The sequence below is a fragment of the Stenotrophomonas maltophilia genome, from assembly GCF_002799245.1.
Taxonomy (GTDB): domain Bacteria; phylum Pseudomonadota; class Gammaproteobacteria; order Xanthomonadales; family Xanthomonadaceae; genus Stenotrophomonas; species Stenotrophomonas maltophilia_S.
The window spans coordinates 858310-871887 of sequence record NZ_NEQV01000001.1 but is presented as its reverse complement, the minus strand read 5'-3'; the positions used below and the strand labels follow the sequence as shown (position 1 = coordinate 871887).

The following is a 13578-nucleotide window of genomic DNA, read 5'->3' as shown; positions in this document are numbered from 1 at the left end:
GACTCAGCGCTGACGCTGCTGTGGCTGCCACAGCGCTTCGCCATGGCCATCGGCGCGGGCCAGTACCCGGGCCAGCACGAACAACAGGTCCGACAGCCGGTTGAGGTACTGCAGCGCCTCGCTGCGCACGGCTTCGTGGCGGGCCAGGGTGACCGTCTCGCGCTCGGCGCGGCGGACGATGGTGCGGGCCAGGTGGCAGCGCGCGGCGGCCTCGCCACCGGCCGGCAGGATGAACTCCTTCAACATCGGCAGGCTGGCGTTGTAGTGGTCCAGCTGCTGTTCCAGTGCCGAGACATCGGCGGCGTGGATCGCGGCGTGGCCGGGGATGCACAGCTCGGCGCCCAGGTCGAACAGCTGGTGCTGGAGATGCACCACCAGCGCGCGGACATCCTCGGGCAGCGCCGTGGCCAGCAGCAGGCCGAGCGCGGCATTGGCTTCATCGACGGTGCCGTAGGACGCCACGCGGGCATCGTCCTTGGCTACGCGCTGGCCGTCGCCAAGGCCGGTACTGCCGTCGTCGCCGGTGCGGGTATAGATGCGCGAGAGGCGATGGCCCATGGTGCGGCTCAGTGGCGGATGTCGCGGCGGGCCTGCTGGAGCTTCAGCACCTGCTCCACGGCCAGCTGCAGCGCCGCCGCCAGTGCCACGTAGATCGCAGTGGTACGCAGGTATGGCCCGAACCACTGGGTGTAGTTCTGTGCCCAGCCGGCCAGCGTCGGCTCGGCCACGTTGCGGCTGGTCCAGTAGAAGCCGCCCTGCGCCAGCAGATGGCAGACCGCCACCGAGGCCACCAGCAGCAGCGCACCCTTGGCCAGCACCGGCCAGCGCGCGGCCTGGTAGTTGCGGCCCAGCAGCATGCCGCCGGCCCACAGCGAGAAATACGCCGGCAGCAGCAGCCAGTAGCCCGGCGACACGCAGTAGTGCTGCCAGAAATCCAGGCCACTGCTGCGGATCACGATCCAGTCCACCAGCACCGCGAACACCATCAGCAGCGGGAACGCCCAGCGTGTCCAGGCGGCCAGGTAGAAGCCACCGATGAAGAACACCGCCCAGGAGGCATCGGGGATCGCCGCGAAGTGGTTGACCCGGGTCGTCGCCAGCACCAGCACGAGTACGGACAGGACGAAGGCACGGTTGGCGGTGGCGGACATGGCAGCGGGCCCGGAGCGGATTCAGGTTTCATTCTAGCCCGCCGCGCCGGTTGGCGCAGGCCGGGGGGTGTTGGGTGATCGGGCGGAGCGAGCGCGTATCATGAACACCATGAGTGAACGACATGACGTGCTGATCGTCGGTGGTGGCCTGGTCGGTGCCAGCCTGGCCATCGCCCTGGACCGCTTGGGCCGCGATGTGGGCCTGCTCGAGGCCAGCCCGGCCGGCGAGCTGCCGGCGGTGTTCGACCAGCGCAACCTCAGTTTCGCCGCTGCCACCGTCAACGCGCTGACCGCGTTGGGGGTCATGCAGAAGCTGGCGATGGCGCCGGGGCCGATCCGTCGCATCCACGTCAGCCGTGCCGGCGATTTCGGCCGCGTGCAGCTGGAGGCGTCCGACTACGACCGGCCGTGGTTCGGCCAGGTGGTGGTTGCGCGGGACTTCGGCCAGGCGCTGGAGGCGCGCTTGCAGGAACTGCCGCGGCTGCAGCGCTACCGGCCGATGCGGTTCCTGGGCCTGGGCGAGGTGGTCGATGGCTACCGCCAGGTGCGGGTGGCCGACGAGACCGGCGAGCGCGTGCTGCTGGCACGGCTGGTGGTGGGTGCCGATGGCACGACCAGCGGCGTGCGAGGCGCGTTGGGCATCGAGGTCGACCGGCATGATTTCCAGCAGACCCTGTTCGTGGCCCGCGTGCGCAGCCAGCGCGCGCCGGATGGCACGGCCTGGGAGCGCTTCACCGATACCGGCCCGACCGCCCTGCTGCCGCGTGGTGATCGCCACTTCGGCACCGTGCATGGCGTGGCCCGGGACCAGGCCGATGCGGTGATGGCGCTGGACGATGTGGCCTGGCTGCAACGCCTGCAGGATGCGATCGGCTGGCGTGCCGGTCGCCTGCTCGAATCCGGCCCGCGCAGCGCTTACCCGCTCATCCAGGTGCTGGCGCGCGCGTTGGCCGGTGAACGCACGGTGCTGCTCGGCAATGCCGCGCAGACCATCCATCCGCTGGGCGCGCAGGGCTTCAACCTGGGCCTGCGCGATGCGCTGACCCTGGCCGAACTGCTGGAAGATGCGCACGGGGATGCCGGCAGTGATGCACTGCTGCAGGCCTATGTCGCGCGCCGCGAGGAGGACCGCCGGCAGACGGTGGCGTTCTCCGGGGGGCTGGCACGCCTGACCAGCAACCCGGCGCCGCTGATGCGGCCGCTGCGCAGTCTCGGCCTGGTTGCCGCGCAGCGCGCGTCGGTGCAATCGATGCTGGTCGGCGGCGCGATGGGCTTCCGCGGCGAAGTGCCGCGCCTGTGCCGTGGAGAAGCTGCATGAGCCGGCGTGCGCGTCTGGACGTGGCCATCGTCGGGGGCGGCGTGGTCGGTGCCGCCTGTGCGCTGGCGTTGGCCGATGCCGGTCTGTCGGTTGCGCTGGTGGAGGGCCGCGAGCCCGCGCCGTGGCAGGCCGCACAGCCGGACCTGCGCGTGTTCGCCTTCGCCGCTGACAACGTGCAGCTGTTGAACCGCCTGGGCGTGTGGCCGGCCATCGCGCAGGCCCGCGCCTGGCCGTACCGGCGCATGCAGGTGTGGGATGCGGCGGGTGGCGAGGATCTGCTGTTCGACGCCGATCGCTTCGGTCGGCGCGAGCTGGGCTACATCGTCGAGAACGGCCTGCTGCAGGATCGCCTGTGGTCGGCATTGCCGGCGGCGGGTGTGCAGCTGCACTGCCCGGCACGGGTGGAGGCGCTGGAGCAGGACGAAGACGGCGTGCGCCTGCGCCTGGATGACGGTCGTCGCCTGGAAGCGGCGTTGGCGGTGGCCGCCGACGGCGCCGAATCGACCCTGCGCCAGCTGGCCGGAATCGAGGTCGAGCGCCATGACTACCACCAGCGTGGCGTGGTGGCCTACGTGGACAGCGATCTTCCCAACCAGGCCACGGCCTGGCAGCGCTTCCTGCCGGGCGGGCCACTGGCGTTGCTGCCGGTGGCCGAGCGCCGCAGCTCGATCGTCTGGACCCTGCCCGAGGATGAGGCGGCACGTGTGCTGGCGCTGGACGAGGCCACGTTCAACCGGGAACTGACCCGCGCCTTCGCTGCGCGCCTGGGTGAACTGCGGCTGGCATCACCGCGTGCGGCATTCCCGCTGCGCCGTCAGCTGGCCCGTCACTATGTCGCCGGCCGCGTGCTGGCGCTGGGTGATGCCGCGCATGTGGTGCATCCGCTGGCCGGGCAGGGCGTCAACCTGGGGCTGCGCGATGTCGCCGCCCTGCAGCAGTGGCTGGCGCCATCGGCAGAGCGCCGTGGCCAGCCGCGGCTGTCGCCGCAGCGCCTGCAGCGCTGGGCACGCGAGCGACGCAGCGACAACCACGTCGCCGCCTACAGCTTCGATGCGATCAACCGCCTGTTCTCCAACGACGAAATGCACCTGACCCTGGCCCGCGGCCGCGCGCTGGGCTGCGTCGGCAAATGGCCGCCGCTGGTGCAGGCCTTCTGGAAGCGCGCCGCCGGCGTCTAGCGCAAAAAGGGGACGGAGGGGATTAAGTCGTTTGCCGCCCCTTTTGTCGCATCCTGCGCTGGCGGATGCCACGCCGGGCGCGACAGCCGCCGGATGATTGAAAAATGGATGTAGGGCCGTCTACTGAGGGATAGCGTGTGTTGCCCTTCGCCAAGCGAACCCTTCCATGTTTCCTGCCGCCGCATCCCATCCGGTTGTACCGATACGCGCTTCGCGCGAGGCCTGGCGGCAGAGCGCTGCTGCCGCAGAAGAGGGCCTGGAACGATTGCGAGGCGATCGCGTGGCTTTGCATCACGCCTTGCAGGAAGTCAGGCGGGCGAGCCATCAGTTTGGTGCCAGGCTGCCGGCCATCCGTGCCGACTTCGTGCGGGATACGCGATCACTGTCGCAGGCGCTGGATTCCATCTGGAACCTGGAAGGCGACAGGATGTTGCGGCTGAAGGGGGAACGGATCAAGCCACTGCAGAGCGGCAGCGCCTGGAAGAATCTCCTGGGGCATGGTGAGGCCAAGCGGACCGCGCAGGCCGAGGCGCTGGCACGGCGTTACGCTGGAGCGGCTACCCGGAATGATCTGATCGCCCTACGGGATCGCGTGATGGCCGATGATGCTGTCGCGATCCAGAAGTGCCTTGATGAAGATGACAGGATGCTGGGACGAGCCGTCCGGCAGGCCATGATTTTCGCTGATCCGCCGGAGAGGCGCCACAGACCGGATCAAGCATGCGTGCCATTGATGCCGGACATTGGAGAGAGCCCGCATTCAATGGCGGAGGGGCCTGGGCAGTCATCGCCACCGGCAGTGCAGGGTTGCCTTGAACTCCTCTGCCATCACGTCAGCGACGCCCATCAGCATTGGTCGAGCATCCGCCAGCGGGAACTGACTGTGGAGCGGGACAACGCACACGCTGCGCTGCGCGAGTTGGACCGGAAAGAGCGGGTCCAGCACCGTGCGCCCTTGGTGGCCGCACTTGTGCCTCAGGACAAGGAGCGTCGCTCGAGCCGCGTCAATCGGCTGCAGGCGGACCTGCAACAGCGCCTGGATGGGGAAAGTTTCGCCATGGTGTGGGCGAGCCGGCGGGGGCGCGAGGCGGTCCAGGGAATGTGCCGGGGGCTGTGCTCCAGAACGAGGGCCCTGACCATCAAGGAGCAGATCGTGCGCACCCAGGGTAGAGACACATTCAGGCATGACGAAGGGAGGATCCGTGCCGGAATCAACTTGATGCTTTATGCGGAAATGCTCCATCCCGGCACGGTCAATGAAATCGCCGAAATCAATCGTGAACTTGCATTGATCCGTTACTCGCAAGGCGTTGAACCTGAAACAACCTACTATCAGGCAACCTGCACGACCGAGGAACTGGAACGTCTGGGTACGATGATCGCGACGGGGGCTCCGGTGCGCCCGCAGGCGTTCTTCTCCACTGCGCCCAGTGTTGAGGATGCCGGTAACAGCACGGCCGTTGAGGGGGCCGGATCGCAGGCTGTGTGGTTCAGGATCAGTGGCTTCTCGGGCATGTCCCTGCACAGCCGGTACGTAGATGACCGGGTGCGTGGGGAAAAGATCTACACGCATCGCTGCCTGTTCACTGTCGCTTCGGTGATCAGCCACGATGGCAGATACGTTGTTGGACTGCAGGAGGTACCCGCCTCGCCGCAGCAGCTTTTGCGGGCGGCGCCGTTGATCCTGTAAGCGTCAGGAAGGGGGGCAGGAATCACGACGTTTGTGCCACAAACGACTTAATCCCCTCCGTCCCCTTTTTCAATCAACCAGCCATCCAGCCAGGTCGGCGCGGTCCAGCTTGCCGCGATGCCTGCGGTCCAGTGAATTGAATTCATCGGCCAGCGCCGGGTTGGCCTGTGCTTCCTGGCGGCTGATGAACCCATCGCCGTTCACGTCGAGGTCGCTGAAGCGGATGCGGTACTGGCCGACCACGCTGCTCGGTTCCAGCGAACGCACGGTGACGGCGGCTTCGCCAGCCGGCTGCGGAATCTCGACGCTGCCGGTGACCTGGCCGGCGCCCAGCGGCTGTTGGCGGATGGCGCCGCCGGTCGGGCCCAGCGGCTGGCTCTGCGCCGGAGTGGACGGGCCGTGCTGGGCCATGGCCGGTACCGAGGCCAGCAGGGTGGCCAACAGCACGGCGGAACGCGGAATGTTCATGGCAGGCTCCTTGCCAGAGGGTACCGGGAGCGTACTCCCGGCAACCTGTGCCGCCGATGACGGATCAACGCAGCGGTGAGGCCAGTACGGTGATCTCTTCACGATCGTGATAGAGCTGCTTGGCGCGTACCACCAGCGGCTTGCCGGCCTGGTCCTGGAACAGGTCCAGGCACAGCCGGGTCTCGTCCCAGCGCTTCTTCATCGGCAGCTTCAGATTGAAGATCGCGTGCCTGCACCAGCCTTCGCGGAACCAGGTGGCCATCCGCTCGGCCACGCGGCGTGGCTGTTCGACCATGTCGCAGACCATCCAGTCCAGCGGCTGTTCCGGGTGCCAGTGGAAGCCATCGGCGCGCAGATGCTCGACCAGCCCGGTGTCCAGTACGTGCTGGCGCAGCGGGCCATTGTCGATGCTCAGCACGTGCATGTGCTGGCGGGTCAGTACCCAGGTCCAGCCGCCGGGTGCGGCGCCGAGGTCGGCCGCGCGCATGCCGGGCCTAGCCAGCGCCTCGCGTTCTTCCGGGGTCAGCAGGGTCAGCAGCGCCTCGTCCAGCTTCAGCGCCGAACGCGAAGGCGCTTCGGGCAGCAGCTTCAGGCGTGGAATACCCAGCGCCCAAGGCGCACTGTCGGCCGGGTCGGCCACGCAGACGAAGGCATGGGTGCCGTCGACGAACACCACATGCAGGCGCGGCAGGCGGTTGTTCGGCTTGTCGCTGAGCTTGCCGGCCTTGCGCAGCGCCGGGCGCAGCGCATTGCCGAAGGCACGCGCCAGGCCGGACAACGGCTTCCCGGCGTCCGAATCGGGGTGCTCCACCCACAGGTCGCCGAAGCGCGGCGCATCGGCCAGCACCTCCAGCATCGGGGTGATGCGGTCGCTCGGATCCAGCTGCGGCAGCTCGGCCAGCACCACCAGCTTCTGCCGCGCGAAGATCAGCTCGCGCCAGCGCAGGCGCGGCGCCAGCGCGGCGGCCTCGTCGCACATGAAAAGCACGTAGCCGTCATTGCGCTGGGTGCGCGCATAGCCGGCAAAACCGGCTTCACCGGCACGGAACTGCAGCTCGCCGGCCAGCTCGGGTTCGAAGCCCTGCCGGCACAGGCACAGCAGGCCGATGCCGGCCTCAGTAACGGGCGCCATCACTTTCCCCATAGGCACGCAGCACGCTGCGCGCGGCGTCGCGGTTCAGGCCCTGCACCACCTCGATGCCACGCTTGTTGAGTTCGCCCACCCAGTCGGCCGGCAGCGGGCCTTCGTCGAACGGGGTCAGTTCCTCGACGTCGGCCGAGTTGGCACCGATCAGCAGGCGGTCGATGCCGGCCCACACGGTGGCGCCGTAGCACTGGCAGCACGGCTGCGAACTGGTGGCCAGGGTGACCGGCGACAGCACCGCGTTCAGGCGCGGGGTCTGCAGGCGCTGCTGGGCCAGCATGTAGGCCATGTTCTCGGCGTGGGCCAGCGAGGTCGCGTGCGGCATCACCCGGTTCACGCCGGCGGCGATGACCTTGTCGTCCGGGCCGAACACCACCGCACCGAACGGGCCGCCACTGGCGTGCTCGACGTTCAGCCGCGACAGCTCGATCGCCAGCGCGACCTTGGCCTCGTCGCCCGGATATCGACGATCCAGGTCGATCTGGTCGTGGATCCAGGCGGGAAGGGTCAGGTGGACTTGCGCGTACAGCATCGCGGGGGTGCCTCGTAGGGAGTGGAAGAAAGTGCGGTTGCCAGGGAAACCGGCGCGCAGTGTAGCCGCACCGGCCTGTATCGGGTGTGGCGGCGGATCAGGCCGGCGCGCCGGTGCGGATCACCACGTACTGTTTGCGGAACTCCAGCCCGGCCTGCGGCCAGCGGGCGGCATAGGCGCGCAGCAGGGGCAGGGCGGCAGCGAAGTCGTGGCCATTGACCCGGCAATCGGCTTCGCACAGGCCATCGGCATCGCGCGAGGCGAACAGGCGGATGGCCAGGAACGGGCGTGCCTTCAGCAGGTCGTCGAAGGCTTCCATGCTGCGGGTGAACAGGCAGCAGGGGCAGGAACCATGGTCGTCTTCGCTGCAGGTGGACGCATCCACCTCGTGCGCGCGGTAGTGCGCCAACGGTCCCAGCACCACGGTGCGCTGGTGTTCTTCGCCCTCGTCGCCGCCCGGATAGGTTAGGCCCATCATCGGCAGGCCCTGTGCGCCTTCGGCACCGATCGCGGTCTGCAAGGTCACCAGGTCCACCCGTGCCCAGGCCTGGAAGCCGGACAGCAGTGATGCCTGTTCATCGGCACCGTTGGCGTGCTGGTACTCGAACAGGCCATCGGCGAACAGCACCGGATGCTGGCTTTCGATGACGGTCGAGGTCTGCCAGCCGCCATTGTCGCGCGCATGCGCGGCCATCGCGTGCGGGGTCAGGCGCAGGCCGCTGTCCAGCATCAGCGCGCTGCCGTCGATGCGGCTGGCGGTGCCGGCGTCCTGCAGGGCCTGTTGCAGCAGTGGGAGGAGGGCGGTGGCGCTCGTGGTCATGTCAGGCCTGTGGATGGATGGGGCGGAACATCCAGGCGGGGCCTGGGGCTAGCGGTCGAGTGCGTCGAGTTCGGCGCGATATCGCTGCGCGTCGGACTGCTGCTGCGGATCGTTGCCGTGGTCGCGCAGCCAGGCTTCCAGCTCGCGGCGATAGTCGGCGCGGAAATCGGCATTGCCCGGGCTGAAATGCAGCTTGCGTGCCGCTACCTCCACGCGCTCGCGCGCGCTGGCCCGGGCCTGGGCGATGCCATGGGGTGATTCGTTGGTGAGGATGACGAAATTGCGCGGGAAGCCCGGCGTGTACTTCACCACGAATGGCTGGTCGCGTGCCGGGATGCGGATGGCGTTTTCCAGCGGCCACAGCGAGGCGGTGTTGGTATGGAACACCACCTCCACATCACGGCCCTCGGCGGTGCGCAGTACCGCTTCGTAGCGCCAGATGTACTGTTCGTTGAGCGTGGAATTGGTTTCCTCGGCCTTCACGATCACCGCTTCACCGCGCTCGCCCACCGCATTGAGGAAGGTGGCGTTGAGGAAGCTGCCGAGGAAGATGTTGAGCATCGCCAGCGGGAACACCACGATGGCGTAGACCGGTGAACGCCGCCACCACGAGACCAGCCCGGCCAGCACCATCGCTGCAAAGAACGTCAGCAGCGGATGCTGCGAGATGAACCAGAGCAGGGCGGACAGGGCGGTGATCATCGTCGGGTTCGTGCGGGCGCCATCCCGGCGCCCGCGCAGGTCCTCAGGCCGACCAGGTGTCGCGCAGGGTCACGCTGCGGTTGAACACCGGCTTGGCTTCGGTATGGTCGCGGCGGTCGGCGACGAAGTAGCCGGTGCGCTCGAACTGGAACGACTGCTCCGGGGCGGCGCTGGCCGCCGCCGGCTCGACATAGCCGGTGACGGTGCGGCGCGATTCCGGGTTGAGGTAATCGCGGTAGGTCTTGCCTTCCGATTCGTCGTCCGGGTTCGGTACCGAGAACAGGCGGTCGTACAGGCGGATCTCGGCCGGCACGCCGTGTACGGCGCTGACCCAGTGGATGGTGCCCTTGACCTTGCGGTTGGCGCCTTCCATGCCCGGACGCGATTCCGGATCCAGCCAGCCGCGCAGCTCGGTGATGGTGCCGTCGGCATCCTTGATCACTTCGTCGCAGCGGATGATGCCGGCGCCGCGCAGGCGCACTTCGCCACCCGGCACCAGGCGCTTCCAGCCCTTCGGCGGCACTTCGGCGAAGTCCTCGCGGTCGATCCACACTTCGCGTGCGAACGGCACTTCGCGGCTGCCGAGGCTCTCGTCCTTCGGGTGGTTGCTGAAGGTCAGCTGTTCTTCGTGGCCTTCCGGCAGGTTGGCCAGCACCAGCTTGACCGGGTCGACCACCGCCATGCGGCGCGGTGCAGCGCTGTCCAGGTCTTCGCGCAGCGCGCCTTCCAGCACGCTGAAGTCGATCAGCGAATTCTGCTTGCTGATGCCCACGCGCTCGGCGAACAGGCGCATCGCGGCCGGGGTGTAGCCACGGCGGCGCAGGCCCTGCAGGGTCGGCATGCGCGGGTCTTCCCAGCCGTCCACCAGCTGTTCGGTGACCAGCGCCATCAGCTTGCGCTTGCTCATCACCGTGTAGTTGATGTTCAGGCGCGAGAACTCGATCTGGCGCGGCTTGGCCGCTTCGCGCGGCAGGCCGGCATCGACCAGCGGCTGGGTCAGCGCATCGTCATGGGCGAAATCGACGTTGTCCACGCACCAGTCGTACAGCGGGCGGTGGTCTTCGAACTCCAGCGTGCACAGCGAATGGGTGATGCCCTCGATCGAATCACCCAGCGCATGGGCGAAGTCGTACATCGGGTAGATCGGCCACGCGTTGCCGGTGTTCTGGTGCTCGACGTGCTTGATGCGGTACAGGGCCGGGTCGCGCAGGTTGATGTTGCCGCTGGCCATGTCGATCTTCGCACGCAGCGTGCGCGCGCCATCCGGGAACTCACCGGCACGCATGCGGCGGAACAGGTCGAGGTTTTCCTCGACGCTGCGGTCGCGCCACGGCGACGGACGGCCCGGCTCGGTCAGGGTGCCGCGGTAGGCGCGCACTTCCTCGGCCGACAGGTCGCAGACATAGGCCTTGCCCTGTTCGATCAGCTTCTCGGCGGCCAGGTAATAGGTCTGGAAATAGTCCGAGGCGTGGCGCAGCTCGTTCCAGCTGAAGCCCAGCCAGCGCACGTCGTCCTGGATCGCGGCCACGTATTCCGGATCTTCCTTGGCCGGGTTGGTGTCATCGAAGCGCAGGTTGCAGACGCCGCTGAACTCGCCGGCGATGCCGAAGTTCAGGCAGATCGACTTGGCATGGCCGATGTGCAGGTAGCCGTTCGGCTCCGGCGGGAAGCGGGTCTTGATCGCCTGGTGCTTTCCGCTGGCCAGGTCCTCGCGCACGATCTGGCGGATGAAATCGCGCTTTTCGTGGCTGTCGGCGGGGGTCTCGGGGCTGGCGGGGGTGTGCTCGGACATGAGTCGGCGAAAAGAAAGGCAGAAAGATTGCCAGTCTAACGCTTACCGGGAAGGGTTGCCCGGTGGCATCTGGGGGTGCCGGCCGGCGGTCGGCACTGCCAGCCCATCTTCCGGCAGCGCCGGCCGCTGGCCGGCGGAACGGTCATCCGGCGTCACCGCCACCATTCATCCCCCGGGCGTATGCTGGACCCCTGCCCCAAGGAGCCGCCGCATGCACATCGTGTACAAGGCCGACAACCTGTTCGACGCCCATCTGGTCAAGCATGCGCTGGAAAACGCCGGCATCCCCGCCTTCGTGTTCGGCGAGCAGCTGCTGGGGGGCATGGGCGAGCTGCCGTTGTTCGGCGTACTGCGGGTCGGCATCCCCGATGCGGCGCGGCCGCAGGCGGAGGACATCATCGCCGCGCTGGACTTGGGCCAGGCCGCGGACGACCCCATTTCCGATGCAGACGATATGGCCGGACTGCCGGCGTAGGAGCGCATCATGTTGGGAATTGGCCAGGGCATCCTCGGCATCGGGGCCTTCAAGCAGCGCCTGCCGCGCCCGGAAGAGGCGCTGCCGGGACGCGAGCAGCCGCTGCCGCTGCACAGCAACCAGCACTTCGTGAACAGCCATCCGCTGAAGGACCGTTTCGCGGGCCTGCAGCAGATCCGCTTCGCGCTGGGCTGCTTCTGGGGCGCCGAGCGCAAGTTCTGGACCGAACCGGGCGTGTACAGCACCTCGGTCGGCTATGCCGGCGGCATCACCCCGAACCCGACCTATGAAGAGGTCTGCTCTGGCCTGACCGGCCATACCGAGGTGGTGCAGGTGGTGTTCGACCCGGCAGTGGTGAGCCTGGAGCGGCTGCTGCAGCTGTTCTGGGAAAGCCACGACCCGACCCAGGGCATGCGCCAGGGCAACGACACCGGCACCCAGTACCGCTCGGCGATCCACGCCACCGACGAGGCGCAGTACGCCGCTGCGCTGGCCAGCCGCGAGGCCTACCAGGCGCAGCTGGATGCGGCCGGCTACGGCCCGATCACCACCGAGATCGTGTACCCGGCACCGGAGTACTACTACGCCGAGGACTACCACCAGCAGTATCTGGCGAAGAACCCGAACGGCTACTGCGGTATCGGCGGCACCGGGGTGAGCTGCCCGATCGGCCTGGATGTGGAGGCGCCGCGCTGACGCGCGGAGGTCCGCCTGCGGCGGGCAACATCAACATCAACATCCAAAGCGGCTCTGGGTTGCTGATGGTTTGGCGGGACGGGGACGGCTGGCAGGACACGCCGTAAACCCCGCTTTGCGGTCCGGCCCAGCCGCTGGCGGCTGTGCGTTCGGGCGCTTGCGAAGCCGTGCTTCGCAAGCAAAGCGCCCTCACCCATGGGGGCTCGATGGCGCCATCCATGGCGCCAACGGTCCTGCCAGCCGCCCCCGTCCCACCTTCGACAGTTTCCCGGCGACGGTGGGCAGGAGCATTGGGTTACTGACGAACTGATGGAAAAGAAAAAGGACGCGGCTTTCGCCGCGTCCTTTTTCTTTTCTGCTTCTGCTTCCTGTAGAGCCGAGCCATGCTCGGCTGCGAGCAAGCGAAGCGCGCGACCCGCGTTTGCTCTTCTTTCTTTCTTCCGTGGCGGGCGGCCACCGGAAACTGTCAGAGGGCGGGCGGGTTGGGTTCGCGGGAGTGTCCGCCGCATGGATGCGGCGGCCAAGCCTCCAGGGATGGATTCACGGCGTCTCCCGCGAACCCAACCCGCCCGACCCAGCGCGGCTTTTGCTTCATGCCTTTCGCGACCAACCGACCCGCCACGAGGGGCTCAGCCGTTGGCCGGAATCACAGTTCCGAACGAATGCGCTCGCGCAGCGCCTGCAGATCCTTGGCAAACGCATCGATACCGGTCGCCAGCTTCTCGGTGGCCATCGGATCGGCGGCCAGATCTGCTGCGAACTTCGCCGCATCGATCGGCGTCACCGCCACGCCATCGGCCGCACCGGCCACCAGCTTGCGCGGCAGCTCGCCGTGGTCGGCGTCCAGCTTCTCCAGCAGGTCCGGCGAAATGGTCAGGCGGTCGCAGCCGGCCAGCGCTTCGATCTGCGCAGTGGAACGGAACGAAGCGCCCATCACCACGGTCGGCGAACCGCGGCGCTTGAACTCGGCATACACGCCGCGCACGAACTTCACGCCCGGGTCTTCGTCGATGGTGGCCGGGGCCTGGCCATTGGCCACGTACCAGTCGAGGATACGGCCGACGAACGGCGAGATCAGGAACGCGCCGGCTTCGCTGCAGGCCAGGGCCTGGGTCGGGTTGAAGATCAGGGTCAGGTTGCAGTCGATGCCTTCGGCCTGCAGGATGCGCGCGGCTTCCACGCCTTCCCAGGTCGCGGCGATCTTGATCAGGATCTTCTCGCGCGGCACGCCGGCATCGGCGTACATCTGGATGAACTGGCGGGCCTTGGCCACGGTGGCAGCGGTGTCGTGGGCCTGGTCGGCATCCACTTCGGTGGACACGCGGCCCGGCACCAGCGTGCTCAGCAGCGCGCCGACGCCGATGGTCAGGCGGTCGGCCACGGCGTGCACCACGGCTTCGCGGTCGCCGGCCTGCTGGCGGCCCCAAGCCAGTTCACGTTCGATCAGCTCGGCGTAGACCGGCAGGTCCAGCGCCTTCTTCACCAGGGTCGGGTTGGTGGTGCAGTCCACCGGCTGCAGGCGCTTGATCGCCTCGTAGTCACCGGTATCGGCAACGACCACGGACAGTTCGCGCAGCTGGGACAGTTTGGACGGGGTACTCATTACGGCTCC

Annotated in this window: 14 protein-coding genes; 5 read left to right on the top strand and 9 right to left on the bottom strand. The window is 67.9% G+C overall.

Annotation, left to right across the window (positions count from 1 at the left end):
- Positions 1-3: 3 nt before the first annotated feature.
- Positions 4-558, bottom strand: a complete 555-nt coding sequence (locus B9Y64_RS04195) for a cob(I)yrinic acid a,c-diamide adenosyltransferase (protein ID WP_014036041.1) — start codon at positions 556-558, stop codon at positions 4-6.
- Positions 559-566: 8 nt separating this feature from the next.
- Complete coding sequence (locus tag B9Y64_RS04190; RefSeq protein WP_100439591.1) at positions 567-1151, bottom strand: hypothetical protein; 585 nt, start codon at positions 1149-1151, stop codon at positions 567-569.
- Between the two features lie 109 nt (positions 1152-1260).
- Here B9Y64_RS04190 and ubiH point away from each other — a divergent pair, with 109 nt between their 5' ends.
- From ubiH to B9Y64_RS04175, 3 genes are all read left to right on the top strand, one after another.
- The gene (ubiH, locus tag B9Y64_RS04185; protein WP_100439590.1) at positions 1261-2469 is read left to right on the top strand and encodes a 2-octaprenyl-6-methoxyphenyl hydroxylase; all 1209 of its coding nucleotides are present in this window, start codon (positions 1261-1263) and stop codon (positions 2467-2469) included.
- The gene (locus B9Y64_RS04180) at positions 2466-3647 is read left to right on the top strand and encodes a UbiH/UbiF family hydroxylase (protein ID WP_100439589.1); all 1182 of its coding nucleotides are present in this window, start codon (positions 2466-2468) and stop codon (positions 3645-3647) included. The genes ubiH and B9Y64_RS04180 overlap by 4 nt, the downstream gene beginning before the upstream one ends.
- 166 nt (positions 3648-3813) lie before the next feature.
- The gene (locus B9Y64_RS04175) at positions 3814-5337 is read left to right on the top strand and encodes a hypothetical protein (protein ID WP_157804479.1); all 1524 of its coding nucleotides are present in this window, start codon (positions 3814-3816) and stop codon (positions 5335-5337) included.
- Between the two features lie 69 nt (positions 5338-5406).
- Here B9Y64_RS04175 and B9Y64_RS04170 read toward each other — a convergent pair whose 3' ends face one another.
- The 6 genes from B9Y64_RS04170 to B9Y64_RS04145 form a co-directional block, all read right to left on the bottom strand.
- Positions 5407-5805 (bottom strand): hypothetical protein, encoded by a 399-nt coding sequence (locus tag B9Y64_RS04170; protein WP_100439587.1) that lies wholly within the window; start codon positions 5803-5805, stop codon positions 5407-5409.
- Between the two features lie 64 nt (positions 5806-5869).
- Entirely contained in the window at positions 5870-6937 is a 1068-nt protein-coding gene (rlmM, locus tag B9Y64_RS04165; RefSeq protein WP_100439586.1) for a 23S rRNA (cytidine(2498)-2'-O)-methyltransferase RlmM, read from the bottom strand.
- Entirely contained in the window at positions 6921-7481 is a 561-nt protein-coding gene (locus tag B9Y64_RS04160; RefSeq protein ID WP_004154307.1) for a nucleoside deaminase, read from the bottom strand. Before B9Y64_RS04160 ends, rlmM begins: the two co-directional genes overlap by 17 nt.
- Positions 7482-7578: 97 nt before the next feature.
- The gene (locus tag B9Y64_RS04155) at positions 7579-8301 is read right to left on the bottom strand and encodes a DUF6348 family protein (protein WP_100439585.1); all 723 of its coding nucleotides are present in this window, start codon (positions 8299-8301) and stop codon (positions 7579-7581) included.
- Between the two features lie 48 nt (positions 8302-8349).
- Positions 8350-9003 (bottom strand): hypothetical protein, encoded by a 654-nt coding sequence (locus tag B9Y64_RS04150; RefSeq protein ID WP_100439584.1) that lies wholly within the window; start codon positions 9001-9003, stop codon positions 8350-8352.
- Between the two features lie 43 nt (positions 9004-9046).
- Positions 9047-10795, bottom strand: coding sequence for a glutamine--tRNA ligase/YqeY domain fusion protein (locus tag B9Y64_RS04145; RefSeq protein ID WP_100439583.1), 1749 nt, complete (start codon positions 10793-10795; stop codon positions 9047-9049).
- Positions 10796-11006: 211 nt separating this feature from the next.
- Here B9Y64_RS04145 and B9Y64_RS04140 point away from each other — a divergent pair, with 211 nt between their 5' ends.
- Together B9Y64_RS04140 and msrA are read left to right on the top strand one after the other, a co-directional pair.
- Positions 11007-11270 carry a DUF2007 domain-containing protein gene (locus B9Y64_RS04140; protein ID WP_100439582.1) on the top strand — a complete coding sequence of 88 codons (264 nt, stop codon included), beginning with the start codon at positions 11007-11009 and terminating at the stop codon, positions 11268-11270.
- 30 nt (positions 11271-11300) lie between these two features.
- The gene (gene msrA / locus B9Y64_RS04135) at positions 11301-11966 is read left to right on the top strand and encodes a peptide-methionine (S)-S-oxide reductase MsrA (RefSeq protein ID WP_165929946.1); all 666 of its coding nucleotides are present in this window, start codon (positions 11301-11303) and stop codon (positions 11964-11966) included.
- Positions 11967-12612: 646 nt separating this feature from the next.
- Here the strand turns inward: msrA and B9Y64_RS04130 are convergent.
- Positions 12613-13569, bottom strand: coding sequence for a transaldolase (locus tag B9Y64_RS04130; protein ID WP_100439580.1), 957 nt, complete (start codon positions 13567-13569; stop codon positions 12613-12615).
- Positions 13570-13578 lie beyond the last annotated feature (9 nt).